The sequence below is a fragment of the Flavobacterium sp. genome, assembly GCF_021151785.1.
Taxonomy (GTDB): domain Bacteria; phylum Bacteroidota; class Bacteroidia; order Flavobacteriales; family Flavobacteriaceae; genus Flavobacterium.
Window position 1 is genome coordinate 1 of the sequence record NZ_JAGKWP010000029.1, and the last position, 24,596, is coordinate 24,596.

Genomic DNA, 24,596 nt, shown 5'->3' on the forward strand with positions numbered 1-24,596 from the left:
CTATAAACTAGCATTACACAAATATAGTTTTTTATTCTTACAAATCATCAAATATACTTTTTATTTTTCTGAGCTATTGGTATTAACTTGTGTATAAATCAAAGTTGTTTTGGAGCTATTAAGCCACAAAGAATCTTTTAACAAATGCTTGCAACAATCATTAAAACGAGCCTTTTTAGCCTTCAAAAATGCGATGGTAAGCTAATTAAACTTTTACATATTGAAACAACTAAAAAATAAACCTCTCTTAAATTGCTTTAAAAGAGGTTGAAATGTATACTTTTTATAGTTTATTTTTAAAAAATGATAGTTATGCAACAGCTACGTGTGTTGGCAGTAGTTATTTTTTCAGTTTTCCGTTTTCAATTTGTTTTATATATATTTCTCTTAATCTTTCTTTATTAATTTCAATGTTTGTTCTATTCGTTAAATGTTCAATTCTTTCCCAGTTAACAGTAGATGTAACATTTGAAAGTCTTTCAATAAGAAAAAAAGATTCTTCATTTGTAAGTTGTTTTTCTTTTAGTTCGCCAAAAAAATATTTAATTGCATTTGACAAGCCTAAAATTCCTCTCTCAAACCTTACAGATGTAATGTAAAGTTTTAATATTTCCTCTTTTTTAAACTGTTTATTCAACCATAACGAAAGAAGAATTTCAGTAATTTTTCTGCGATATTTATTTTGATTAGAAGGAATGAATAATGACCTTGAAAGTTGCATTGTTATAGTTGAACCTCCGTGTTTAATATATCCTGATTTACTTCTCAAGAATTGAAATCTACTTAAAGTTCCTCTTAATAGTGATTTAAATGATATGCCATAGTTAGTTCTAAAATCTTTGTCTTCAATGTCTATAAGTATTGATTTTAATACATCATATTTTACATTCAATCTGTCAATTTCGATGTATGAGAGTTTTGCTCGATATAATATGTACTCGAAATTATCCATTAAATTTATTCTAAAGACTTTGCAAAAGAATTTTACAAAATTTAAATAGTTTGTTTCGTGCTGTTCATTTAAGTGATGTCTAAAAATAAAGAGATACCAAACTGTTAAAAGTATATTTCCAACATACCATTGAATTTTAAATGGTATATATTGAATTGTGATAGATTCTTTCTGATTTGTTGCTAACCACCAAATGACATTTAGTCCTATAGTTAACACCCAAAATGGAACAGTTTGGAACCAAAACCAACCGTTAAAATATTTAATTACAAACGGATTGGTTGCTCCTTCAACTCTCCAGTTAGGAAGTGTTAGATGAATTGAACCATAATCTAAACCTAACAATGTTCTAAGTGAAACAACTTTTCTCGCGTTTATTGTAATTTGTCTTTGTAATTCAACAAAATAGCGCAATAAAATACCTCCAAAAGCAATTAAAATTATTGAAAATATTAATGAATTAGATTGAATTATTGTTAGAGTTTTTTCAGTTTCGCTTTTGTCTTGATTAAAAAAAAGTGGAATTAGTATTGTTATTACAGCAATTAATATGTTAGCGACTTGTCCATAAACTTTTGTTTGTGTGTTTGCAATTTTTTGCGCTTCTTCAAATTCCAACAAAACAATATCTCGATGTTCAGGTTTAAAAGTGTAAGTTGGGTAATATTGTTGAGCTTTGTTTTCCAAAATTTTTGATTTTTCTGTTTAGGTTTAATTAGTTTATTGTCTTTAAATGACGTTAAATTCTCCGATTCAGCGTATAATTACTGCCAACGTTTTGCAGCTACACGGGGTGGCGAACTTCGTGACTGCGTATTTTCTAATTAATAATAAATTTCTATGCGAAAAATAAACGTGAATTTACCACATAACTCGCCATCTCGTGTAACTGCTGTTGTGCGATCGGCTTTTTCTAAATCCATTTTAGTAAGTTCAATTATTACTGTTATAATTTTAGTGATTATAAGTTTTTATGAATTATCAAAATGGATTGTTTTTCTATTTATATTAATTTTAGTTTTTCAACCAATTTTAATAGTTTTTTTTAACGACCGCAACAAGTGCAAATAGTGTTTTTAGGACCAACAGATTTTGAAGAAAAAGTTCTTGTTAGTTCAATTTTTCCATAATCAGATGAGTTTTGGTATTTATTAATTTCAGCAATAAAAACAGCTTTTTCTGCTTCTGTTAGTTTAGTAAATCCAATTAATACTTTGTACGCATTTTCATTCATAATATTTAATTTTTAAAAGTTTCCACAAATGTCACAATTAGAAGAATTCATAGATAAAGGTATTTCATTACATCCAACACATTTTCGAGAAAGTTCTCTTAATCCAAAACGCATTCCAATTCTTTTTTCTTTATCAGTTACTTCTAAATTAGCTTTACTAATTCCTTTTTCACGTTCAATTAGTATTTCAAATTTTTTTATACACTCAAACTCATCTTTGCTTGGGTATCTTGCTAATTGTCTAAATTCAGTTTCAATTACTGAATATTCCGCTGCTTTTGTGCTATATTTTAGAACATTTTCGTCAGCTCCATTAATTGTTAATATTGTTGATAATACAAGTTGACCAAGAGCAAAAGGAGAAGTAATCCAAATTGCCAAACTTATATATTCAGGAGAATTATATGTAGATGTTAGAACACCGCCTAAAAAAACAGGAATAATAATTCCTAAAATTTTAGAAATGCGTAACCAAAAGTTAATACTTTTTATTTTTAATTGATAAATATATGAATATGCAATCGCATCAAGAGTTTTGTCCCAACAATCTTGTCTTATTTTTTCTATATTATTTTCCATTTTCAAATATAGTTTTTTTTTATTACGTTCGGTTCTCACAAGCTGTCGCACAACGTGCCGCGTATTGGCGATGGGCGGGATTTTTAGCACTGAACTTTAATCGAAGAACAGAAGTTGAATTTTGCACTTCCGTTGATACGAAGCCGTTCAGCCCGCCTATTGCCAATACGATGTTGTACGACGTAGTTATGTTTTGGGTTTTAGTCCAGCTAAATATTTTCGTATGTCATTTTCTAATTTATCCGGGTATTTGTACTCTAATTTTTTTGACAATTCAGTTCCTATTTCTGAAACTAAATCAGTCATTGAAAATAGAGCAGTCCAATTTTCCTTTATATCGCTCCCTGAAAATGTTTGTTCTGTTTTAGCCCACATTTCCTGGTTAAGATACTTTTTGAAAAGTCGTCCATATTTATTGGTCGTTATGTTCCAATTGTGTTCACTTGCAATGTGCCATTCAATTAAAGGAATTAAATATTCTGTGCGAATAACGGTTTCCGACATAAATTTCGCATAGAATATTTCATCTCTCACAAGACACTTTGCCACGTAAGTTGTGTCCCACCAAAAATCGTTTATTAGATTTTGAAACTCTTTTTCAGACGGTTTTTTGATAATGGAAATTTGATAAGTTGGTTTCAGCATTTGCTTTGTAATACCATCTTTATCAATTAAAATTTTATAACCAATATCCCAATCTTCTGGTAATTCTTTCTCTTGCGTTTCCTTTATAAATTTTGATTTGCTGTAAAGTTTAAAATCTACTTTCACACCGTCTTCATAAAGTAGCATTTTCATTGCGTGTTTATGGTTAAAACAACTTTCGTCTTCTTCAATCATAGCAATTGGATTTCCGAATTTAAGCGTCCAGCTTTTGTCTGAAATGTAATTTGTATTATCCTCAAAAACAAATTCAATGTCTAAATCACTAAATTCGTCAACAAGTGCTAAAGGATTTACAAGTGAACTTGTCAGAAGAAGAACTCTTACATCTTCGTTTTTCTCCGACCATTCTATAATTGTTCTTAACTTTTCTTCTCTGACTTTCATTTTGTTTGGTTCGGTTTTACTATGTCGTACAACTTGTTTATATACGCTACATTATATCGCTAATCTACCCAATTTTGGGTGGATATGCGCTATAAACTAGCATTATACAAATATAGTTTTTTATTCTTACAAACCATCAAATATACTTTTTGTTTTTCTGAGCTATTGGTATTTACTTGTGTATAAATTAGAGTTATTGGGGTCATTAAGCCACAAATAATTTATATATCCACTTTTTAGCAAATACCTGCAACAATCATTAAAATAAGCCTTTTCAGCCTTCAAAAACGCGATGGTAAGCTATTTAAATTTAAAGTTTTGAATTATAACTAAAAAACAAACCTCTTTTAAAGCAATTTAAAAGAGGTTGAAATGTATACTTTTTATAGTTTGTTTTTAAAAAATGATAGTTGCGCAACAGCTACCGCCTTAAGTTTGTTTTCAATTTATCTAATATTAATTTCTTTTCAGTTTCGTCATTTCTGTTTTCAAAATGTTTATTTATCCATAATTCAGCAGAATCAAAGTCACTTTTTTTGGCATTTATAAAACCAAGTATATATTCAAATGAAATTATACGTCTTCCAATTTCATATGGCGGATTTTCTATTTCATTTAAAAGACTTGTTATATTTTGTTCAATTGTATAATTATCTTCAAACCATTTTTTTAGTTTTGGGATATTATTCTCAAGAACTTTATTTAAACTTTTTCTAAACTTTTCTTCATTTACAGTACTAATTTTGTCAGGATTTATTGGACTGTTATTCTCATAGCTTTTTTGCCAACCTTCTAATCTTTTATAATAAATGATTTTAGTTGACTTATCAGTTTTATGATATATCAATTTATTTTGAGATGAAATAGTTGGAATAAAATCATAACATATTCCAAAAGAAAAAGAACCTCCAAAACCTTTGAAAACATTATATTCTATGATAAATTTAATTCCATCTTCGTTAAAGTCGCTAAACCATAAATATTTTCCGTTCCAATTTTTCAATCCAATTTCAGAAAACTTTGGTGTTGCGATTTCTTTTAAAATTTCAAGTCTTTTTTCAAGTAAGACTTCGTCTAAATTTTTTATGTCTTCGTAGATTTCATCAATTGCTTTTCTTCTATCAATTATGTCTTTAATTTTACGAAAAAAGTTCATTTGGATTTCTGTTTTTTAAAATTACTGGTAACTTGTTTATATGCGCTACATTATATCGCTAATCTACCCAATTTTGGATGTATATGCGCTATAAACTAGCATTATACAAATATAGTTTTTTATTCTTACAAACCATCAAATATACTTTTTATTTTTCTGAGCTATTGGTGTTAACATGCTTGTAAATCAAAGTTGTTTTGGGGCTATTAAGCCACAAAGAGTCTTTTAGCAAATGCCTATTACAATCACTAAAACAAGCCTTTTCAACCTTCAAAAGCGCGATGGTAAGCTATTTAAATTTTTACATATTGAAACAACTAAAAAATAAACCTCTCTTAAATTGCTTTAAAAGAGGTTGAAATGTATACTTTTTGTAGTTTATTTTTAAAAAATGATGGTTGTACAACAGCTACCCGTGTTAGCGGTAGTTTTTTTAATAAAATCCTGTCTGACCGTCAGTTTGAAAAACTCCATATTCGTATTGTTGTCTGTTGGGATAATTGTCTACCATATATTGCTCTGCTTCTTCTCTTGTGTCAAAGTGAGGTGAAACAATAGTTGTCGGCATATTTGTTTGTTTTACTTTGTCCCAAGGGCAATGCCATACTGCCCATTTTGCTAATAATCTTCTTCTTTCTTCAGGGTGCATATCTATTTCGTTTTAGTTAAACTGTCTTGGAGTGATAAAATTTTTTTGTTCAAAGTAACAATTGTTGTGTCCTTGGTCAGTAAATTATTTTTTAAAGAGTTTATTTCAACTTCTTGGCTTTTTGTTTTATCATAAAATTCACTTTTCTCTTTGTCAAATTTTGAAGTGCCGAAATGTAGTCCTAATGCAAATGCACCACCAGAAATGATTAACAAAACAGTCCAGAAATAAATGTTTTTGATTAGTTGAATTATTTGATGGTCGTCAACTTGCTTGTTGATTGTCTTAGGAGTTATGTTTTTACACGCTTTTAATGAACCATTTAGTATTGTCATTTGCTTTTCAAACTCGTCTTGCTCGTAACCATTTAGTTTTTTTCTGTCAAAGGTTACATAGAGTTTAAATGCTGCACTTTCCTCTCCGTATGTATTGCGAATGAAATCTTCAACTGTCGCAGCCCAACCAAGTAGCTCGTCAGAAGCACGGGTATAAGTCCCGTGTGATGCAGAGTATGAATTATTCCTAAAAGTAAATTTTTGTCCCGCTTGAATTAGTTCGTCTATTTTGTCCATTAGTTATTTTTATTGCTTCGTTTTTGTTTGTGAGGTTGTGTCTGTAAAATTGTCACTAACTTGTTTATATACGCTACATTATATCGCTAATCTACCCAATGTTGGATGGATATGCGCTATAAACTAGCATTACACAAATATAGTTTTTTATTCTTACAAACCATCAAATATACTTTTTATTTTTCTGAGCGATTGGTATTAACTTGTTTATAAATTAGAGTTGTTGAGGCTATTAAGCCACAAAAATTTTTTTAACAAATGCCTGCAACAATCATTAAAACAGGCTCCTTTTAAATGCTTGAAAAAAAAGTGCTTTTCATTTTACTTTTTTATGCTTTCGAACGTACAATAAAATCAAGTGCTTAGGGCGATAAAATAAATTGCCCTAGGGAAATTAAATAATTCCCCTAGGGAAAATGACTGATTCCCCTAGGGGAATTATTCAATTGCTGTACAGCAATTGATTTTATCTACTTGAGAATTTGTATTTTTGTACCGTATAAAACAAAAAAAATGGCAATAGAATTTAAAATGGTGCCTAAGCAAAACAATATAGTGTCACCACCAGAAACCAAATATTACCCTTGTGCAGTGAGTAAAGGGGAGGTAGATTTAGAGTATATAGCTGAGGTTATTTCGAGTCGCAGTACGGTTACTGTACCCGATTGTTATGCTGTTCTATTAGGAATGAGTCAGGTAATAGGCGAGGAGTTGTCAAAAGGGAACATCGTAAAAATTGACCGTTTAGGAACTTTTGCCATAACGCTAAAAGGACAAGGAACAGAGGAACCGGAGCTATTAAGTAAAAGTTCCATTTTAGGGGCCAAGATGTTGTTTAAACCGGCTCGTAATTTTAAAAAAGTATTGGGAAATCTAAAGTTTAAAAGATTGCGATAAAAAAAACCTGATACTAAATAAAGTATCAGGTTGGGTATCGTGTAACGTAGTGCTTATTACTTTTTTGAAATTGCTTTTGTAGCTTTTTCAACGATTGCTGCGCTGTTTAAGCCATATTTTTCCATTAATTGTTCTGGTGTGCCACTTTCTCCAAAGCTGTCATTCACCGCAACAAACTCTTGGGGTACTAAGTGGTGTTGCACTAACGTTCTAGAAACGCTTTCTCCTAAACCACCGATGATGTTATGCTCTTCTGCTGTAACCACACAACCTGTTTTCTTCACCGATTTTAAAATGGCTTCTTCGTCTAATGGTTTAATAGTGTGAATGTTAATCACTTCAGCCGAAATCCCTTTTGCTTCTAAGGCTTCAGCTGCTACTAAGGCTTCCCAAACTAAATGTCCGGTTGCAATAATGGTAACATCGGTTCCTTCGTTTAATAGAATGGCTTTTCCAATTACGAAAGGTTCATCAGCAGGCGTAAAGTTAGGAACTACAGGACGACCAAAACGCAAATAGGCTGGGCCGTGATGCGCAGCTAAAGCAATAGTTGCTGCTTTGGTTTGGTTATAATCGCAAGTGTTAATCACGGTCATTCCAGGTAACATTTTCATTAGTCCAATGTCTTCTAAAATTTGGTGTGTTGCCCCATCTTCTCCAAGCGTTAATCCTGCGTGAGAAGCGCAAATTTTTACATTTTTATCTGAGTACGCTACCGATTGACGAATTTGGTCATACACCCTACCAGTAGAGAAGTTAGCAAAAGTTCCCGTGAAAGGAATTTTTCCACCAATGGTTAAACCTGCAGCAATACCAATCATGTTGGCTTCTGCAATACCAATTTGGAAGAAACGCTCTGGGTGGTTTTTCTTGAAATCATCAAATTTTAATGAGCCAATTAAATCGGCACAAAGTGCTACTACATTTTCGTTTTTCTGACCTAGTTCAGTCATTCCGGCACCAAATCCCGAACGGGTGTCTTTACTGCCTTGGTTGCTATATTTTTTCATTTGTTTTCTTAATTTAAATGCATTCAATGGAATACTTGTAACTAAACATGGAGTACAATTAATAGTCTCCTAAGGTTGCTGGATTTTGTGCTAATGCATTAGCCAATTGTTCGTCGTTGGGTGCTTTACCATGCCACGCGTGTGTGTGCATCATAAAGTCTACTCCATTCCCCATCATAGTATGTAATAAAACACAAATCGGTTTTTGTTGTCCTGCCTTAGCTTGTGCTTCCGTCATTCCAGCTAAAATAGCTTCAATGTTGTTACCTTCTTTAATTTCTACAACTTCCCAGTCAAAAGCTTCAAATTTTGCTTTCAAGTTACCTAAAGATAATACGTCGTTAGTAGATCCGTCAATTTGTTGTCCGTTATAATCTACTACTGCAATTAAGTTGTCTACTTTTTTTGCAGAAGCATACATGATGGCTTCCCAATTTTGACCTTCTTGTAGTTCCCCATCACCTGTTAAAACAAAAACAGTATGCGGATCATTATTTAATTTCTTTGCTTGAGCGGCTCCAATAGCTACTGAAAGCCCTTGTCCTAATGAACCCGAAGCCATACGAATGCCTTCTAATCCTTCATGAGTGGTTGGGTGCCCTTGTAATCTAGAATTTAATTTACGGAAAGTAGCTAATTCTGAAACAGGAAAGTAGCCACTTCTAGCCAAAACGCTATAAAAAACCGGAGAAATGTGTCCGTTAGATAAAAAGAACAAGTCTTCTCCATGACCATTCATGTCAAAACCTTCTTTTCTTTTCATTACATTTTGGTACAGCGTTACTAAAAATTCGGCACAACCAAGTGAACCTCCTGGGTGACCAGAATTCACGGCATGCACCATTCTTAAAATATCCCTTCTAACTTGTGTGGTAAAGTCTTTTAAATAAGAAATTTGTTGTGTCATAAAAAAAATTTTTGCAAAAATAATTCTAATAAATTGGAAAAGCTAATTTGCTACGGGTTATTTACTGAGTATAAAAGTCATGATACGTTGAATTACGGCTTTGTCTCCTAGAATTTTTCTATGACCTAGCTCGTTAGTAATCATCAGTTCATGATTAGATAAATTTTTAGTGATTTCATAAGCAGTGTGTACGGGTACATCGAAATCATGGTTGTCATGGATGGCTAAAATAGGAATTTCTACCTCGCTAGCAGCTATATCTGATGACAAACTTTCCATTTCCATTCCGTATTTCCTTTCAATATTGCGCTTCATTTTTTGTGCTATTCGAATAGGCAATCCTAGGCGTTCAACAAAATCTTCTAATATTTCTATTACATTGTTTCCACTAGAAATAATGACAGCTTTTTTCACATCTAAACCGCGACTAATAGCGTTTAATAATGACATTCCTCCTAAGGAATGCCCAATGGCAAACTCGAAAGGACCATGTTTTTTTTCTAATTCTAAAATACACACAATGAAATCTAACATCATCGCTTTATTTCCTTTTGATTTTCCATGTGCTGGAGCATCAAAACTTAGTGTTGAATAGCCGTTTTTAACTAATTCATCTGCAATTTTAAATAACTGAGTTCCTCTTCCTGACCATCCATGAATTAACAATACCTTTTTGTCTGATTGTCCATACTCATAAACGGCAATAGTTTTATTAATTGTAGGTACATAGAGAACTGATTTGTTTGTATTTTTGAACATGGGATGTTCTCTTTTAGGGGTTTTGTACCTGATGGGGGTAAAAAATAACTTTCTTGCAAATTTTTCAGCCAAATAAGAAGAAAATAGATATAAAATTTTAGCCGTAATAACGATATGTCTGGGAACTTTAGTTTGAGCCAGCTTTTTGTTTTTTGACATGTTTTACAGTATTTATATTTATGCAAATCTAAAAAAAAAAAATTAATGTTTTTTTTGTAATATTTGTATTAGGTAATAGTAAGTGGACTATGCTGTAAATAGGTATTTGTTGTATATTTGTATATTAATTAAAATAATGAAGTAACGATGAGAGTTTTAAAAGCAAGTATTGTTGTAGGGATGTTAGTTGTAGCTTGTGCTAAAAATCCATTTACAGGAAAGAGCACGATGGCTTTAGTTCCTAATAGTCAAATTTTCCCTTCTTCTTTTCAACAGTACAGTCAATTTTTATCTGATAATAAGGTAATTACAGGTACGACTGATGCTAAAAGAATCGAGAACGTAGGCATGAAAATTAAAACCGCAGCAGAGCGCTATTTGACTGCTAATGGCAATGCGGATTATTTGAAAGATTATGCTTGGGAATACAAATTGGTAGAGAGTAAAGAACTGAATGCTTGGTGCATGCCTGGAGGTAAGATTGTTTTTTACACTGGAATTTTACCAGTATGTAAAGACGATGCCGGAATAGCAGCGGTTATGGGGCATGAAGTTGCTCACGCATTAGCAAATCATGGTCAGCAACGAATGAGCGCGGGTTTATTGCAACAATTAGGAGCAGCAGGAACGGCTATTGCCGTTGGTGGACAAAGCAAGCAAACGCAAGATTTAATCATGCAAGCTTATGGCGTGGGAACAAATGTTGGAGCCATGTTGCCATTTAGTAGAGCACACGAGAGTGAGGCCGATATGATTGGTTTAACATTAATGGCTATCGCGGGTTATAATCCAGATAATGCAGTAAAATTGTGGGAACGTATGTCTGCTATGGGAGGGAGTTCTACCCCAGAAATCTTAAGTACACATCCAAGTAACGATACCCGCATTAAAGATTTACAGGCATTATTACCTCAAGCCAAAGCTGAAGCAGCAAAATTTGGTGTAACTTTTAAATAAAGTTTTATAAAAATAGTATCTTAGTCCCGATTAAATCGGGATTTTTTATGCAAAAACTTGACAAAGGGAGTCGCAAGCTATTAAATGCTTGGGCTTTTTATGATTGGGCTAATTCAGTATATGCCTTAGTTATTTCATCTTCTATTTTTCCTTTATTCTTTGGGCAATTGTTCAGACAAAGAGGCGAGGACACCCTCTCGTTCCTTGGAATGGAAAAAACAGGGGAAACAATTATTAGTTATGTAACGGCTTTTGGATTTTTAGTCATTGCTTTGACGTCTCCGTTACTCTCTGGGATTGCCGATTATCTTGGAAACAAAAAATTCTTCATGAAGTTTTTTTGTTACATGGGGAGTATTTCCTGTATGTTGTTGTATTTCTTTGATTTAGAGCACTTGTATTTTGGACTCACTTGTTATGTCTTAGCCTTAATCGGTTTTTGGGGGAGTTTAGTTTTTTACAATTCTTATTTACCTGATATTGCTTTTCCAGAACAACAAGATGCTATTAGTGCGAAAGGCTTTAGTATGGGGTATATAGGTAGTGTCTTATTACTAATTGTCAACTTAGCCATGGTTATGCTGGTTCCTGACGAGCAAAAAATGCAAATGATGCGTTATTCCTTCCTGATGGTGGGGATTTGGTGGTTAGGGTTTAGTCAGTACACCTATAAGTATTTGCCTGATGTTCGCACGGGTAAAGTAATGCATCAAGATTTATTATTCAAAGGTTTTAAAGAATTGAAAAAAGTAGGGAAGCAAATAAAAGGCTTACATCAATTGAAAAGGTATTTGACTGCTTTTTTCATTTATAGTATGGCTGTTCAAACCGTTATGATTATCGCAGCTTATTTCGGTGAAAAAGAAGTACAATGGGGAAGTGCTAGTGAGCGCACCACAGGATTAATTGTGAGTATTTTATTAATTCAATTAATTGCTGTTTTAGGAGCTTATTTAACTAGTAAAGCCTCAGCTAAATGGGGAAATATTAAGGTGTTAATGCTAATTAATTTTCTTTGGATTTTGATTTGTATTGATGCTTATTTTGTAGTGACGCCTATTGATTTTTATATTGCTGCAGGTTTTGTTGGACTAGTTATGGGGGGCATTCAATCATTGTCTCGATCGACTTATTCTAAATTGATTCCTGCAGAGGTAGTAGACACAACTTCTTTCTTTAGTTTTTATGACGTGGCTGAGAAAATTGGAATTGTAATTGGTATGTTTACTTATGGCTTTATTGCAGATGTTACGGGTAAGATGCAAAATGCTATTTTATTTTTAATTGTGTTTTTTATCTTAGGTTTTTTACTTCTTTATCGTATGGATAAAAAAAATAAGTATATTTGACCAAAAATTTACCAAATACTAAACTTTTGTTACTAATGAAAAACTTTAAAAATCTTGTATCATTATTTTTATTGATTACCTCTTTTTCTTTTATCTCTTGTGAAAATGAGCCAGTTGATTCAACTATATTATATCCTAATGCAACCACAGGAGGTAATACGGGTGGTTCTGGTGGTGGTACAGGTGGCGGTGGCGGTGTATCTACAGGAGATTACTGGCCAGCAACCATCAATAACTCGTGGACTTTTTCTACAGATGGAGCAACACCTCAAGAAATGAAAATGATTTCTACTTCCGTTTCAGGTGGAAATACGTACTATAATTTCAACAATGTTTTTGGTCAAGGCGCACAAGTAGCCGGAACAGCTGCTATGGGATTAAGAAAAAATGCTGGGAATTACTACATCAAATTATATTCTACTACTATTAATGTGGGGGGAGGAATAACGGCAAATCAAGATGCATTTGAATACATAATATTAAAAGATTATTTATCAACTGGACAAACTTGGACGGGTGTTTACACACAAAACACTTCTTATACTGGTTCACCAGTTCCACTTCCTTCAGTTACCACTACGGTTAACTACACTGGAACTATTTTAGGTACAGGATTAACTGAGACTGTAGATGGGGAGACGTATCAAAATGTAATTAAGTTTAAGTTTTTACAAGAAGTTAGTATCCCTGGGATGCCTACACCAACTACAACCGAATCTATTTATTGGTTTGCTAAAAATGTGGGACCTATTAAAACAGAAATGTCATCCTTAGGTACTGTTACGACGACCATTTTAACAGATTATCTGATTAACTAGAAAAGGGTACAATAGCATAAAGGAAGTCAGACTATTTAGTTTGACTTTTTTTATGGCATAAATCTTGACTAGTTGAGGTGTAATTCATATTAAAATAGTTGATTTTACTGGTTTTACAACTAGTTTTATGTATTTTTTCAACGAGTTACATATTTGTATTAATGACATAATGACTTAAATTATACTATGCCAAATCATAAAATTTTAACGCTTGACAATTTGTCACTTCAAGAAATGGATCATGAAGCGGATTTAATTCCATTAATGACACCAGAAGATGAAGAAGAAATGAATAATGAAGCATTGCCAGCTGATTTGCCTATTTTACCTTTACGAAATACGGTTTTATTTCCAGGAGTGGTTATCCCAATCACTGCGGGTAGAGATAAATCCATTAAATTATTGAATGATGCTAATGCGGGTTCAAAAGTAATTGGTGTGGTAGCGCAAAAAGACGAAACAGTTGAAGATCCAACAGTCGATGATATTCACCATATAGGAACAGTAGCTCGTATCATGCGCGTGTTAAAAATGCCAGACGGTAACATTACGGTTATTCTTCAAGGTAAAAAGCGCTTTGAAATTGATGCTTTTACACAGGAGGATCCTTATTATAGAGCTACAATCAAATCGTATGAGGAAGTTCGACCTGAAAAAAATGATTCTGAGTTTGAAGCTATTATTGAATCCATTAAGGAATCTTCTATTCAAATTATCAAAGAAAGTCCTAATATTCCAACAGAGGCTACTTTTGCTATTAAAAATATAGAAAGTAGTGCCTTTTTAGTCAATTTTGTTTCTTCAAACATGAATTTAAATGTGGAAGAAAAACAACAATTATTGTCTATTATTGATTTAAAGGAACGAGCGCTTGAAACGTTACGTTTCATGAATTTGGAATTACAAAAATTAGAATTGCGTAATGACATTCAGTCTAAAGTACGTTTTGATTTAGATCAGCAACAAAGAGAATACTTCTTGCAGCAACAAATGAAACAAATCCAAGAAGAATTGGGAGGGGTTTCACATGAAGCTGAAATTGAAGAAATGCGTAAAAAAGCCAAGTCTAAAAAATGGGATGCTAAAACAGCGGAGCATTTTGATAAAGAAATTTCAAAATTGCAACGTACTAATCCTAATTCGCCTGATTTTGGTATTCAACGTAATTACTTGGAATTATTTCTTGAATTGCCATGGAATGAATATTCTAAAGATAATTTCGATTTAAAACGAGCGCAACAAATTTTAGATCGAGACCATTTTGGTTTAGAAGATGTTAAAAAACGAATTATAGAACATTTAGCGGTTTTAAAGTTGAGAAACGATATGAAATCGCCAATTTTATGTTTGTATGGACCACCAGGTGTAGGTAAAACTTCTATTGGAAAATCGATTGCTGAAGCACTTGGTAGAGAATACGTGCGTATTTCGTTAGGTGGATTAAGAGATGAAGCAGAAATTCGTGGACATAGAAAAACCTATATTGGAGCTATGCCAGGACGCATCATTCAATCGATTAAAAAAGCCAAAACTTCTAATCCTGTGTTTGTATTAGATGAAATTGATAAATTATCTATGAGTCACAATGGAGATCCTTCTTCTGCTTTGTTAGAAGTATTAGATCCTGAACAAAATAGTGAGTTTCATGATAATTTCTTAGAATTAGGTTATGACTTATCGAAGGTTATGTTTATAGCTACTTCTAATAGTTTGTCCACTATTCAACCGGCACTGCGAGACCGTATGGAAATTATCAATATGACAGGCTATACTATTGAAGAAAAGATTGAAATTGCTAAAAATTATTTGCTACCTAAACAACTTAAAGAACACGGGTTGACCAATAAAGACTTGCAAATAGGTAAAAAACAATTAGAAAAAATAGTGGTAGGTTACACACGCGAATCGGGAGTTCGTGGGTTAGATAAAAAGATAGCAGAAATGGTACGTTATGCTGCTAAATCAGTAGCTATGGAGGAGCCCTATAACGTTAAAGTAACCGATGCCGATATTCTAGCTGTGTTAAAAGCACCAAGAATGGAACGCGATAAATATGAAAATAACGATACTGCTGGAGTAGTAACAGGTTTGGCATGGACCTCAGTAGGAGGGGATATTTTATTTATTGAATCTTTAATTTCCAAAGGAAAAGGAGGAATGACCATGACAGGTAATTTGGGTACAGTAATGAAAGAGTCTGTTACGATTGCATTAGAATACATTAAAGCAAATGCAAAAACGTTAGGAGTGGACGCTGCTGTTTTATCTCATTACAATATTCATATTCACGTGCCAGAAGGAGCTACTCCTAAAGATGGACCAAGTGCGGGTATTGCTATGTTGACTTCCATGGTATCTAGTTTTACGCAAAAACGAGTTAAAAAATCTATTGCCATGACAGGTGAAATTACACTTAGAGGTAAAGTGTTACCTGTTGGAGGGATTAAAGAGAAAATTTTAGCTGCAAAGCGAGCTAACATTAAAGAAATTATTTTGTGTAAAGAAAACAAACGAGATATTGATGAAATCAATCCAAGTTATATAGAAGGATTAGTTTTCCATTATGTGGATACTATGAAAGAAGTAATTGATATTGCGGTTACGGACCAAAATGTAAAGTATCCTGTAGTATTTGATATAAAAGAACCAACTAAATAAAATGAAAAGGGTAATTTGAAGGTTACCCTTTTTTTGTTTATAACTCTTGGTTAATCTAACAGACAAAATTTTTTCAATCGGATATATAATTTTATCTTCGCATTTGCGTTTAGTACGTAATCTATAAAAATGCTAAGAAAATTAATTATTGTATTGCTTTTATCGTTATCACCTGTTTATGCACAAATAGGAGGTCGGTCGGTGTATCAATTTTTAAACTTAGTACAATCGCCTCGACAGGCAGCTATGGGAGGAAAAACAGTTACTATTGTGGATTATGATGTGAATCAAGCCATATACAATCCTGCCACAATCAATCCGAAAATGGATAATCATCTTTCTACAAATTATAGCAATTATTATGGTCAAGTTTCTTATGGAACCGCGGCTTATGCCTATACTTGGGATCGACATGTACAAACCCTTCATGTGGGGGCTAATTTTATTAATTATGGTAGTTTTGATGGTTACGACGAAATAGGAAATGCAACAGGTTCATTTACTGGTACAGAAGGGGCTTTGTCATTAGGATATGCATATAATGTTCCTTGGACAGATTTATACGTGGGAGCCAATGTGAAATTCATCACTTCGGCCCTTGAGACATACAATTCGTTTGGTGTGGCTTCAGATATTGGCTTTCTTTATATTGATCAAAGAAATGATATTAATTTTGGTTTAACTTTTAGAAATATGGGTTATCAAATTAAGCCTTATGAAAACACTAGGGAAAAATTACCTTTTGCTATAGACGCGGGAATTTCTCAATTAATGGAAAATGTGCCTATCCGATGGCATATTACTTTTGAGAATTTACAGCAGTGGAATATTGCTTTTTCCAATCCCAATCGCGCACAATCCTCTTTAGATGGAACAACAGTTGAAGAGAAAGTGTCTTTTTTTAACAATGCCCTACGACACGTCATCATGGGAGCAGAATTATTCCCTGAAAAAGCATTTAATATTCGATTAGGTTACAATTTTAGAAGAGGTCAAGAATTAAATATTGTTGATCAACGTAATTTTTCGGGGATTTCAGCAGGGTTTAGTTTGCGATTTAATACGGTTCGTATCGATTATTCTTATGCGCGCTACACAGTTGCAGCAAATTCTAGTATTTTTGGTGTAACAATCAACCTTCAATAACAACATAATCATTCGTTTTATAAAAAGAATATGAAAAAAATTACGATTGCTCTCGATGGGTTTTCCTCTACTGGAAAAAGTACATTAGCTAAACAAATAGCCAAAGAATTGGGGTATGTTTATGTAGATACAGGGGCAATGTATAGAGGGATTACCTACTATGCAATGCAACATCAATTGGTTTCAGAGCAATATTTAGACAAGGAGGGATTGATTGCTCAATTACCTCAAATTAAGTTGCAGTTTAAATTTAATCCGGCATTAGGTTTTGCAGAAATGTATGTAAATGAAGTAAATATTGAGCAAGCAATTCGAACCATAGAAGTTTCTCGTTTAGTAAGCAAAATTGCAGAAATATCAGAAGTTCGAGCTAAATTAGTTGAACAACAACAACAAATGGGAAAAGATAAAGGGATTGTAATGGATGGTAGAGATATTGGAACCATTGTTTTTCCTGACGCCGAATTAAAAATATTCATGACGGCTTCTTCTAAAACTCGAGCGCAACGCCGTTTTGAAGAATTGGTTGAAAAAGGACAACACGTTTCTTTTGAAGAAGTATTACAAAATGTAGAAGAGCGCGATTATATTGATACCCATCGAGCAGATTCTCCTTTAGTTAAAGCTCATGATGCTATTGAGATTGATAATTCAGTCATGACTAAGCAAGAACAATTTGATGTAGTAATGGATTTGGTGCAGCAAAAATTATATAATTAGTTGTGGTTTTACTATTTACACGTTACTTTTTGATTCAAAGTATTGCTAAGTTATAAAAAATAACTATCTTTGCACACCTTTTGACAGAGTAGCGTTTTCAATTGGGAATCAAATAATTAAGTAAAAACACTGCTGATGTTTTAATCTGTTATAAAAAACGCGAACAAACACGGCATACAAATTTTTAATCAGCATGGCTGAAATTAACAAAGAACAACAAGAGTTCTTAAATTCATTCAACTGGCACAATTACGCAGAAGGAATTGATGCAATCGACGAAAAAAACCTTCAAGAGTTTGAAGATTTAGTAACTAAAACTTTCATTTCTACAGGTGATGAAGAGGTGGTAGAAGGTGTTGTAGTGAGAATTACAGATAGAGATGCTATCGTAGACATCAATGCAAAATCAGAAGGTGCTATTTCTTTAAACGAGTTCCGTTACAACCCGAACTTAAAAGTGGGTGACAAAGTAGAAGTATTAATCGACGTTAGAGAAGATAAATCAGGTCAATTAGTATTATCTCACAAAAAAGCTAGAACAATCAAAGCATGGGATAGAGTTATTGCAGCTAACGAATCTGGAGAAATCGTTAATGGTTTCGTTAAATGTAGAACTAAAGGTGGTATGATCGTTGATGTATTTGGTATTGAAGCATTCTTACCAGGTTCTCAAATTGATGTTAAACCAATCCGTGATTACGATCAATATGTGAATAAAACGATGGAATTCAAAGTGGTTAAAATTAACCATGAGTTCAAAAACGTAGTAGTATCTCACAAAGCATTAATCGAAGCTGACATCGAAGTTCAGAAAAAAGAAATCATCGGTCAGTTAGAAAAAGGTCAAGTATTAGAAGGTGTGGTGAAAAACATTACTTCTTATGGTGTATTCATTGACTTAGGAGGTGTTGACGGATTAATCCACATCACTGATTTATCATGGTCAAGAATTAACCACCCATCTGAAGTTTTAGAGTTAGACCAAAAATTAAACGTTGTAATCTTAGACTTTGATGATGAGAAAACACGTATCCAATTAGGTTTAAAACAATTAAATGCTCATCCTTGGGATGCTTTAGATCCTAACTTAAAAGTTGGTGATAAAGTTAAAGGTAAAGTAGTTGTTTTAGCTGATTACGGTGCTTTCATTGAAGTAGCTGAAGGTGTTGAAGGTTTAATCCACGTTTCTGAAATGTCATGGTCAACTCATTTAAGAAGTGCTCAAGACTTCGTAAAAGTGGGTGATGAGGTTGAAGCAGTAATCTTAACTTTAGATAGAGAAGAAAGAAAAATGTCTTTAGGTATCAAACAAATGACTACTGATCCTTGGACAGATATTACAGCTAAATATCCAGTAGGTTCTAAACATACAGGTATCGTTAGAAACTTTACTAACTTCGGAATTTTCGTTGAGTTAGAAGAAGGTATCGATGGTTTAGTGTATATTTCTGATTTATCTTGGACTAAGAAAATCAAACACCCATCTGAATTTGTTAACGTAGGTGACAAATTAGACGTAGTGGTATTAGAGTTAGACGTTGAAGGTAGAAAATTATCTTTAGGTCACAAACAAACTACTGAAAACCCTTGGGATAAAGTAGAAGCTAATTTCGCTGTAGGATCAGTACACAATGGTACTATCACTGAAATGGTTGACAAAGGTGCAACTGTTGATTTTGGTGATAATGTACAAGGTTTTGTTCCAACTCGTCATTTAGAGAAAGAAGATGGTAAAAAATTGAAAAAAGGAGATGCTGCTGAATTCAAAGTAATTGAGTTCAACAAAGAATTCAAAAGAATTGTAGCTTCTCATACAGCTATCTTTAGAGAAGAAGAAGAAAAAGCAGTTAAAGAAGCTGAAGTAAAAGCAACTTCATCTAACAATGCAGAGAAATCTACTTTAGGTGATATTGATGCATTAGCTGAATTAAAAGCTAGAATGGAAAAAGGAGAATAATCCTCATCTTTTCAAAATAAAGTTAATCCCAATCAGCAATGATTGGGATTTTTTTATGCCACTTTTTTGTTGTAAAAAATGGCATTTTGAAGGTATGTTTTGGTGACATACACTTTTAATTATAGTAAAAAAGCCGTGCTTAAAATATAAGCACGGCTTTAGTTTATGTAATTATTATTATGTTTAACTTCTTAAAGTAGCTTCTGCTTGGTTTTCAAAATTAGACATTAGTTTACTCATGATCTTGTCAATTTGAGTATCAGTTAAGGTTTTAGCAGTGTCTTGTAAGATAAAACTAAGAGCATAAGATTTCTTACCTTCTGGTAGATTTTTACCTTCATAAACATCAAATAAATTAATTTCTTTAAGTAATGTTTTCTCTGTTTGTTTAGCGATTGAATACAATTGCTCAAAAGTAATGTTTTGATCTACTAATAATGCTAAATCTCTTCTCACTTCAGGGAATTTAGGAATTTCAGTAAGTTTTATTTTATTTGAAACATATTTTTGTATTGCTTCCCAGTTTAAGTCAGCAAAGAAAACTTCTTGTTTTATATCAAAATGCTTTAAAATAGATTTTTTGATAGTTCCTAATTCACCTATGATTTCAGCTCCAATGGTTAGTGCTATTCCTTCGGCAAAAACATCTTGAGATACAGGTATCGTTTTTACTTTTTTCTCTAAGTTTAACTTAGATAGTAGATGCATTACATACCCTTTAAATAGGAAGAAATTGCTATTTTGTTGCGTGTAATTCCAAGTTTCCTTTTGCGCATTACCCGTTACTGTTAAAGTTAAATGTTTTCTTTCTGTATAGTTTCCTTCAATACGGTGATAGGTTTTACCAAATTCATACAGTTTTAAGTCGGTATTACGTCTGTTTGCATTGTGTGAAACAGCTTCTAAAGCAGAAAACAACATCGACTGACGCATTACTGATAAATCACTGCTCAAAGGGTTTAACATAGATACAGTTTCTTCTTCTTTCACTTGATTTGAAAGACCTATGTAAGAGGAAGTAGTTAATGAATTAGCCATCATTTCATTAAATCCTAATGAACACAATTGATTTGCAATAATGTTTTGGATCTTAAATTCTTCTGTTCTTGAAGAATTGGCTACAGATGCATTGATCTTATTTGGAATTTTAATGCTATTATAACCATATACACGAAGAATTTCCTCTATGACATCCACTTCACGTTGAACATCTACTCGATAAGAAGGAATCACTAAGCCTAAACCTGCATCAGTAATACTATTTACTTTGATGTCTAAAGAGGCTAATATTTTCTTAATGGTTTCTTTTTTCAATTCTTCGCCTATTAATTTATTGACTTTTTCAAAGGTTAAAAACACTTTAAAGTCTTCTATCTTCTTAGGATAAATGTCAACAATATCGGATGTAATCTCGCCACCAGCAACTTCTTGAATTAATAAAGCTGCTCTCTTTAAAGCGTATACTGTAATTTCAGGATCAATTCCTCTTTCAAAACGGAAAGAAGCATCCGTACTTAATCCATGTCTTTTTGCAGTTTTTCTAATTGAAACAGGATTAAAATATGCACTTTCTAAGAAAATGTTGGTGGTACTTTCAGTTACGCCAGATTGCAATCCACCAAATACTCCGGCTATACACATCGGACCTGATTCATCACAAATCATTAAGTCTTCTTCGTGTAAAGTGCGTTCTACTTCATCTAATGTGGTAAATTTAGTTCCAGCTTCAACAGTTTTAATGAGTACTTTATTTCCTTTAATTTTATTAGCATCAAAGGCATGTAGTGGTTGTCCTAACTCGTGCAATACATAGTTTGTAACGTCTACTATATTGTTTTTTGGAGTTAATCCAATTGCTTTTAAACGATTTTGTAACCAACTAGGAGAAGGTTTAACACTTACACCCGAGATTGTCACTCCGGCGTAGCGAGGGGCTAATTTAGCATCTACTACATTAACATCTATTTTTAGTGTTCGTTTATCTACTTTAAATTTGCTAACTGAAGGTGTTATTAGTTCCGTATTTACATTACTCTGTATTAGGCCGGCTCTTAAATCACGAGCAACTCCCATGTGACTCATAGCATCTGCACGATTTGGGGTTAATCCAATTTCAAATACTTCGTCAACTTCAATATTGTAAACTTTGCTAACAGGCGTACCAGGTTTCAAATCATCGGCTAAAATTAGGATACCGTCATGGCTATCTCCTAGACCAATTTCGTCCTCAGCACATATCATACCGTGACTTTCTTGACCTCTAATTTTTCCTTTTTTAATTTCAAATGCGTTTCCTTCTTTATCATAAAGTTTAGTACCAATAGTAGCTACGGGTACTTTTTGTCCTGCGGCCACATTACTAGCACCACATACAATTTGTACAGGTGGAGTGCCGTCACCTAAATCAACTGTTGTGATTTTTAATTTATCAGCGTCAGGGTGTTTTTCGCAAGTTAATACATGTCCAACTATAATTCCCTTTAAGCCGCCTTGAACACTTTCAAAAGAATCAACGGCTTCTACTTCTAATCCTAAATCTGTTAATAAGGCTGATACTTCTTCTGATTTCCAGTCGATTTTAATAAATTGTTTTAACCAATTGTATGAAATACGCATTTTTATTCGATTTTTTTAAGTGTGCAAAGATAAGAATTTGTCTTCAGATATGATAGGATTTTTTTAATGTGAAACTAAAATGTAATCAAGTGAAAATTTTTTATGATTTCTTTAACAACCAATCTAGACATTTTGTAATTTTGTAGCTTGTTTATTTAATTTTAAAATGGAAAAAAATGGACATTCACTGCATAAACTTTCAGCAGCTGGATTATTAGTTACCCTTGGAATTATTTATGGAGATATTGGTACTTCTCCGCTCTACGTTCTAAATGCTATCATCGGATCACATGCCATTGATGGTGATGTTATAAAAGGAGCCATTTCGTGTATTTTTTGGACCTTAACACTTCAAACTACGGTAAAATATGTTATTCTAACATTGCAAGCTGACAATAATGGTGAAGGAGGTATATTCTCTCTTTATGCTTTAATAAGAAAAGCTAAAATCAAATGGTTGTTATTTCCAGCTATTATTGGTGGAAGTACACTATTAGCAGATGGTATTATTACTCCTCCAATTTCAGTTTCTTCTGCCATTGAAGGGTTGAAAACCTTGAATCCAGAAATTGAAACCATGCCTATTGTTTTAGTTATTTTAACATTATTATTTGCTATACAACAGTTTGGAACAAAATTTATTGGTAGATTCTTTGGACCAATCATGTTGCTTTGGTTTGGGATGTTAGCTGTTTTAGGTTTTGTGCAAATGTTTGAGAATTTAGATATTCTATCTTCTTTGAATCCTTATTATGCCTACAAATTATTGTCTACAAAAGGCGGTATAGTCTATTTAGGTGCAGTATTTTTGTGTACAACAGGAGCAGAAGCTTTGTATTCAGATTTAGGACATTGTGGTAAACAAAATATTCGTATCAGTTGGATATTTGTTAAAACTGCTTTAATCTTGAACTATTTAGGACAAGGCGCTTGGTTAATTAATCACGAAGGAAGTACACTAGCCGAAGCGGGTATTACTAATCCTTTCTTTGGAGTTATGCCTCAATGGTTTGTTCCAATAGGTATTGGTATTGCAACAACGGCTGCTGTTGTAGCTTCTCAAGCATTAATCAGTGGTTCATTTACATTAATAAATGAGGCAATTCGATTGAATTTTTGGCCAAAAGTTAAAATTAAATACCCTACTGATTTAAAAGGTCAAATTTATATTCCTTCAATTAACTGGTTATTATGGGCAGGATGTATATTCATTGTCTTGTATTTTCAAGAAGCTAAATATATGGAAGCCGCCTATGGTTTAGCTATTGTTTTGACTATGTTAATGACAACAACGCTTCTTAATTATTACATGATTATTAAACGTTACAATAAACTTTTAATTTTAGTAGTTATTGCAACTTATGTAGTTATTGAAGCCGCTTTTTTGTATTCTAGCTTAGGTAAATTCCATGAAGGTGGTTTCATTACATTGATTATAGCATCAATATTATTTACCACAATGATGGTTTGGTATTTTGCTCGAAAAATTAGAAATCGATATGTCGTTTTTGAGAAACTAGATACTTATTTACCGGTTTTGGAAGACTTGAGTAAAGACTTAACCGTACCTAAATATGCTACCAATTTAGTGTATTTGACCAGCGCAGATAATAGATATGAGATAGAATCTAAAATTTTATATTCAATTTTGAATAATCAGCCTAAACGTGCTGATGTATATTGGTTTGTTCACGTGCATGTGGTTGATGAACCTTATACAATGGAATATCGAGTGTGTGAATTTATCCATGATGATGTTATTCGTATTGATTTTCGTCTAGGTTTTAGGGTGGCTCCTAAAATTAGCGCTATGTTTAAAATGGTGGTAAAAGATATGGTAGAAAAAGGAGAAGTAGATGTTATCAGTCGTTATAAATCACTGCATAAGAATAACATTATTGGGGATTTTCGTTTTGTAATGATTGAGAAATTTATTTCTTATGATAATGTTTTACCTTTTTATGAGAAATTAATTTTAGATGCTTATAATGTGCTGAAGAAGATGGGACTTTCAGAGGAAAAGGCATTTGGTTTAGATCCAAGTTCAGTTACTATTGAAACGTTCCCTTTAATGATTTCAGAAAGTAAAAAGATTAAACTTAAACGTATAGACTAAACAAAGTTATATATTTTTTCAAGCGGCTTTTAGCCGCTTTTTTTATTTTATTATTACCTATTTATTCTTCAAAATTTGAGTCGGTAACATCGGTAAAATGATCCAAGGGAGGCTCGCCTAGCAAATATAATATATCATAAACTTGGTTAGCTTTTAACTTATCTTCTTCGTATTTGTACGATGATGCTAAATTACGCAATACACGTTTTACAATGGTTAAATTATCGCATGGTAAATAATAAGCTGGATTACTTTGAATTTGCATTTGATGCACAAATTGTTCCAAACTGGTTTTAGTAAAAACTCCTCCTTTATGAAAAGCATTGATATAAAAC

At 32.8% G+C, this 24,596-nt stretch carries 21 protein-coding genes; 9 read left to right on the forward strand and 12 right to left on the reverse strand.

The window, feature by feature from the left end:
• Nucleotides 1-340: 340 nt before the first annotated feature.
• The 7 genes from QZ824_RS04750 to QZ824_RS04780 all read right to left on the reverse strand — a co-directional run bounded on the left by QZ824_RS04750 (nt 341) and on the right by QZ824_RS04780 (nt 6,192).
• Nucleotides 341-1,639 (reverse strand): biosynthetic peptidoglycan transglycosylase, encoded by a 1,299-nt coding sequence (locus QZ824_RS04750; RefSeq protein WP_291274873.1) that lies wholly within the window; start codon nt 1,637-1,639, stop codon nt 341-343.
• 358 nt (nt 1,640-1,997) lie between these two features.
• Entirely contained in the window at nt 1,998-2,186 is a 189-nt protein-coding gene (locus QZ824_RS04755; protein WP_291274874.1) for a hypothetical protein, read from the reverse strand.
• Between the two features lie 12 nt (nt 2,187-2,198).
• The gene (locus QZ824_RS04760) at nt 2,199-2,765 is read right to left on the reverse strand and encodes a mobilome CxxCx(11)CxxC protein (RefSeq protein WP_291274875.1); all 567 of its coding nucleotides are present in this window, start codon (nt 2,763-2,765) and stop codon (nt 2,199-2,201) included.
• Between the two features lie 186 nt (nt 2,766-2,951).
• Complete coding sequence (locus QZ824_RS04765) at nt 2,952-3,815, reverse strand: aminoglycoside 6-adenylyltransferase AadS (RefSeq protein WP_003013318.1); 864 nt, start codon at nt 3,813-3,815, stop codon at nt 2,952-2,954.
• A gap of 421 nt (nt 3,816-4,236) precedes the next feature.
• Entirely contained in the window at nt 4,237-4,971 is a 735-nt protein-coding gene (locus QZ824_RS04770; RefSeq protein WP_291274876.1) for a hypothetical protein, read from the reverse strand.
• Between the two features lie 433 nt (nt 4,972-5,404).
• Nucleotides 5,405-5,620, reverse strand: a complete 216-nt coding sequence (locus tag QZ824_RS04775; RefSeq protein WP_291274877.1) for a hypothetical protein — start codon at nt 5,618-5,620, stop codon at nt 5,405-5,407.
• 2 nt (nt 5,621-5,622) lie between these two features.
• Nucleotides 5,623-6,192 carry a hypothetical protein gene (locus tag QZ824_RS04780; protein WP_291274878.1) on the reverse strand — a complete coding sequence of 190 codons (570 nt, stop codon included), beginning with the start codon at nt 6,190-6,192 and terminating at the stop codon, nt 5,623-5,625.
• Nucleotides 6,193-6,705: 513 nt separating this feature from the next.
• Between QZ824_RS04780 and QZ824_RS04785 the strand changes: the two genes are divergently transcribed.
• The gene (locus tag QZ824_RS04785; RefSeq protein ID WP_291274879.1) at nt 6,706-7,089 is read left to right on the forward strand and encodes an HU family DNA-binding protein; all 384 of its coding nucleotides are present in this window, start codon (nt 6,706-6,708) and stop codon (nt 7,087-7,089) included.
• A 56-nt stretch (nt 7,090-7,145) separates the two neighbouring features.
• Here the strand turns inward: QZ824_RS04785 and QZ824_RS04790 are convergent, their stop codons facing one another.
• Genes QZ824_RS04790 through QZ824_RS04800 form a run of 3 tightly spaced genes read right to left on the reverse strand, consistent with a single transcriptional unit; the run spans nt 7,146 to nt 9,924 of the window.
• Nucleotides 7,146-8,099, reverse strand: coding sequence for a transketolase C-terminal domain-containing protein (locus QZ824_RS04790; RefSeq protein WP_291274880.1), 954 nt, complete (start codon nt 8,097-8,099; stop codon nt 7,146-7,148).
• A 58-nt stretch (nt 8,100-8,157) separates the two neighbouring features.
• Complete coding sequence (locus tag QZ824_RS04795; protein WP_291274881.1) at nt 8,158-9,006, reverse strand: transketolase; 849 nt, start codon at nt 9,004-9,006, stop codon at nt 8,158-8,160.
• A gap of 57 nt (nt 9,007-9,063) precedes the next feature.
• A complete protein-coding gene (locus QZ824_RS04800; protein ID WP_291274882.1) occupies nt 9,064-9,924 on the reverse strand; it encodes an alpha/beta hydrolase in 861 nt (286 codons plus the stop codon).
• A 147-nt stretch (nt 9,925-10,071) separates the two neighbouring features.
• On the opposite strand from QZ824_RS04800, the gene QZ824_RS04805 reads away from it, so the two are divergent.
• The 7 genes from QZ824_RS04805 to rpsA all read left to right on the forward strand — a co-directional run bounded on the left by QZ824_RS04805 (nt 10,072) and on the right by rpsA (nt 19,529).
• A complete protein-coding gene (locus tag QZ824_RS04805; protein ID WP_291274883.1) occupies nt 10,072-10,881 on the forward strand; it encodes a M48 family metallopeptidase in 810 nt (269 codons plus the stop codon).
• A 47-nt stretch (nt 10,882-10,928) separates the two neighbouring features.
• Nucleotides 10,929-12,230 (forward strand): MFS transporter, encoded by a 1,302-nt coding sequence (locus QZ824_RS04810; RefSeq protein ID WP_291274884.1) that lies wholly within the window; start codon nt 10,929-10,931, stop codon nt 12,228-12,230.
• A 35-nt stretch (nt 12,231-12,265) separates the two neighbouring features.
• Nucleotides 12,266-13,048, forward strand: a complete 783-nt coding sequence (locus QZ824_RS04815) for a hypothetical protein (RefSeq protein ID WP_291274885.1) — start codon at nt 12,266-12,268, stop codon at nt 13,046-13,048.
• 186 nt (nt 13,049-13,234) lie between these two features.
• Nucleotides 13,235-15,706, forward strand: coding sequence for an endopeptidase La (lon, locus tag QZ824_RS04820; protein WP_291274886.1), 2,472 nt, complete (start codon nt 13,235-13,237; stop codon nt 15,704-15,706).
• Between the two features lie 129 nt (nt 15,707-15,835).
• The gene (gene porQ, locus QZ824_RS04825) at nt 15,836-16,852 is read left to right on the forward strand and encodes a type IX secretion system protein PorQ (RefSeq protein WP_291274887.1); all 1,017 of its coding nucleotides are present in this window, start codon (nt 15,836-15,838) and stop codon (nt 16,850-16,852) included.
• Between the two features lie 30 nt (nt 16,853-16,882).
• Nucleotides 16,883-17,572, forward strand: a complete 690-nt coding sequence (gene cmk, locus QZ824_RS04830) for a (d)CMP kinase (RefSeq protein WP_291274888.1) — start codon at nt 16,883-16,885, stop codon at nt 17,570-17,572.
• Between the two features lie 193 nt (nt 17,573-17,765).
• On the forward strand, nt 17,766-19,529 hold the full coding sequence (gene rpsA / locus QZ824_RS04835) for a 30S ribosomal protein S1 (protein ID WP_291274889.1): 1,764 nt from the start codon (nt 17,766-17,768) through the stop codon (nt 19,527-19,529).
• A gap of 183 nt (nt 19,530-19,712) precedes the next feature.
• On the opposite strand, the gene pheT is transcribed toward rpsA, so the two are convergent.
• On the reverse strand, nt 19,713-22,145 hold the full coding sequence (gene pheT / locus QZ824_RS04840) for a phenylalanine--tRNA ligase subunit beta (RefSeq protein ID WP_291274890.1): 2,433 nt from the start codon (nt 22,143-22,145) through the stop codon (nt 19,713-19,715).
• 166 nt (nt 22,146-22,311) lie between these two features.
• Here pheT and QZ824_RS04845 point away from each other — a divergent pair, with 166 nt between their 5' ends.
• Nucleotides 22,312-24,261: a KUP/HAK/KT family potassium transporter gene (locus tag QZ824_RS04845; protein WP_291274891.1), complete on the forward strand. Its 1,950-nt coding sequence runs from the start codon at nt 22,312-22,314 to the stop codon at nt 24,259-24,261.
• A gap of 61 nt (nt 24,262-24,322) precedes the next feature.
• Here QZ824_RS04845 and QZ824_RS04850 read toward each other — a convergent pair.
• On the reverse strand, nt 24,323-24,596 hold a 274-nt coding region (locus QZ824_RS04850; RefSeq protein WP_366844242.1), incomplete at its 5' end, for a transglutaminase family protein.

Coding starts and splice junctions, on each gene's coding strand:
- QZ824_RS04845 (WP_291274891.1), top strand. CDS start 22,312: ATGGAAAAAAATGGACATTCACTGCATAAACTTTCAGCAGCTGGATTA.
- pheT (WP_291274890.1), bottom strand. CDS start 22,145: ATGCGTATTTCATACAATTGGTTAAAACAATTTATTAAAATCGACTGG.
- rpsA (WP_291274889.1), top strand. CDS start 17,766: ATGGCTGAAATTAACAAAGAACAACAAGAGTTCTTAAATTCATTCAAC.
- QZ824_RS04775 (WP_291274877.1), bottom strand. CDS start 5,620: ATGCACCCTGAAGAAAGAAGAAGATTATTAGCAAAATGGGCAGTATGG.
- QZ824_RS04815 (WP_291274885.1), top strand. CDS start 12,266: ATGAAAAACTTTAAAAATCTTGTATCATTATTTTTATTGATTACCTCT.
- QZ824_RS04790 (WP_291274880.1), bottom strand. CDS start 8,099: ATGAAAAAATATAGCAACCAAGGCAGTAAAGACACCCGTTCGGGATTT.
- cmk (WP_291274888.1), top strand. CDS start 16,883: ATGAAAAAAATTACGATTGCTCTCGATGGGTTTTCCTCTACTGGAAAA.
- lon (WP_291274886.1), top strand. CDS start 13,235: ATGCCAAATCATAAAATTTTAACGCTTGACAATTTGTCACTTCAAGAA.
- QZ824_RS04755 (WP_291274874.1), bottom strand. CDS start 2,186: ATGAATGAAAATGCGTACAAAGTATTAATTGGATTTACTAAACTAACA.
- QZ824_RS04795 (WP_291274881.1), bottom strand. CDS start 9,006: ATGACACAACAAATTTCTTATTTAAAAGACTTTACCACACAAGTTAGA.
- QZ824_RS04780 (WP_291274878.1), bottom strand. CDS start 6,192: ATGGACAAAATAGACGAACTAATTCAAGCGGGACAAAAATTTACTTTT.
- porQ (WP_291274887.1), top strand. CDS start 15,836: ATGCTAAGAAAATTAATTATTGTATTGCTTTTATCGTTATCACCTGTT.
- QZ824_RS04760 (WP_291274875.1), bottom strand. CDS start 2,765: ATGGAAAATAATATAGAAAAAATAAGACAAGATTGTTGGGACAAAACT.
- QZ824_RS04770 (WP_291274876.1), bottom strand. CDS start 4,971: ATGAACTTTTTTCGTAAAATTAAAGACATAATTGATAGAAGAAAAGCA.
- QZ824_RS04785 (WP_291274879.1), top strand. CDS start 6,706: ATGGCAATAGAATTTAAAATGGTGCCTAAGCAAAACAATATAGTGTCA.
- QZ824_RS04800 (WP_291274882.1), bottom strand. CDS start 9,924: ATGTCAAAAAACAAAAAGCTGGCTCAAACTAAAGTTCCCAGACATATC.
- QZ824_RS04810 (WP_291274884.1), top strand. CDS start 10,929: ATGCAAAAACTTGACAAAGGGAGTCGCAAGCTATTAAATGCTTGGGCT.
- QZ824_RS04805 (WP_291274883.1), top strand. CDS start 10,072: ATGAGAGTTTTAAAAGCAAGTATTGTTGTAGGGATGTTAGTTGTAGCT.
- QZ824_RS04765 (WP_003013318.1), bottom strand. CDS start 3,815: ATGAAAGTCAGAGAAGAAAAGTTAAGAACAATTATAGAATGGTCGGAG.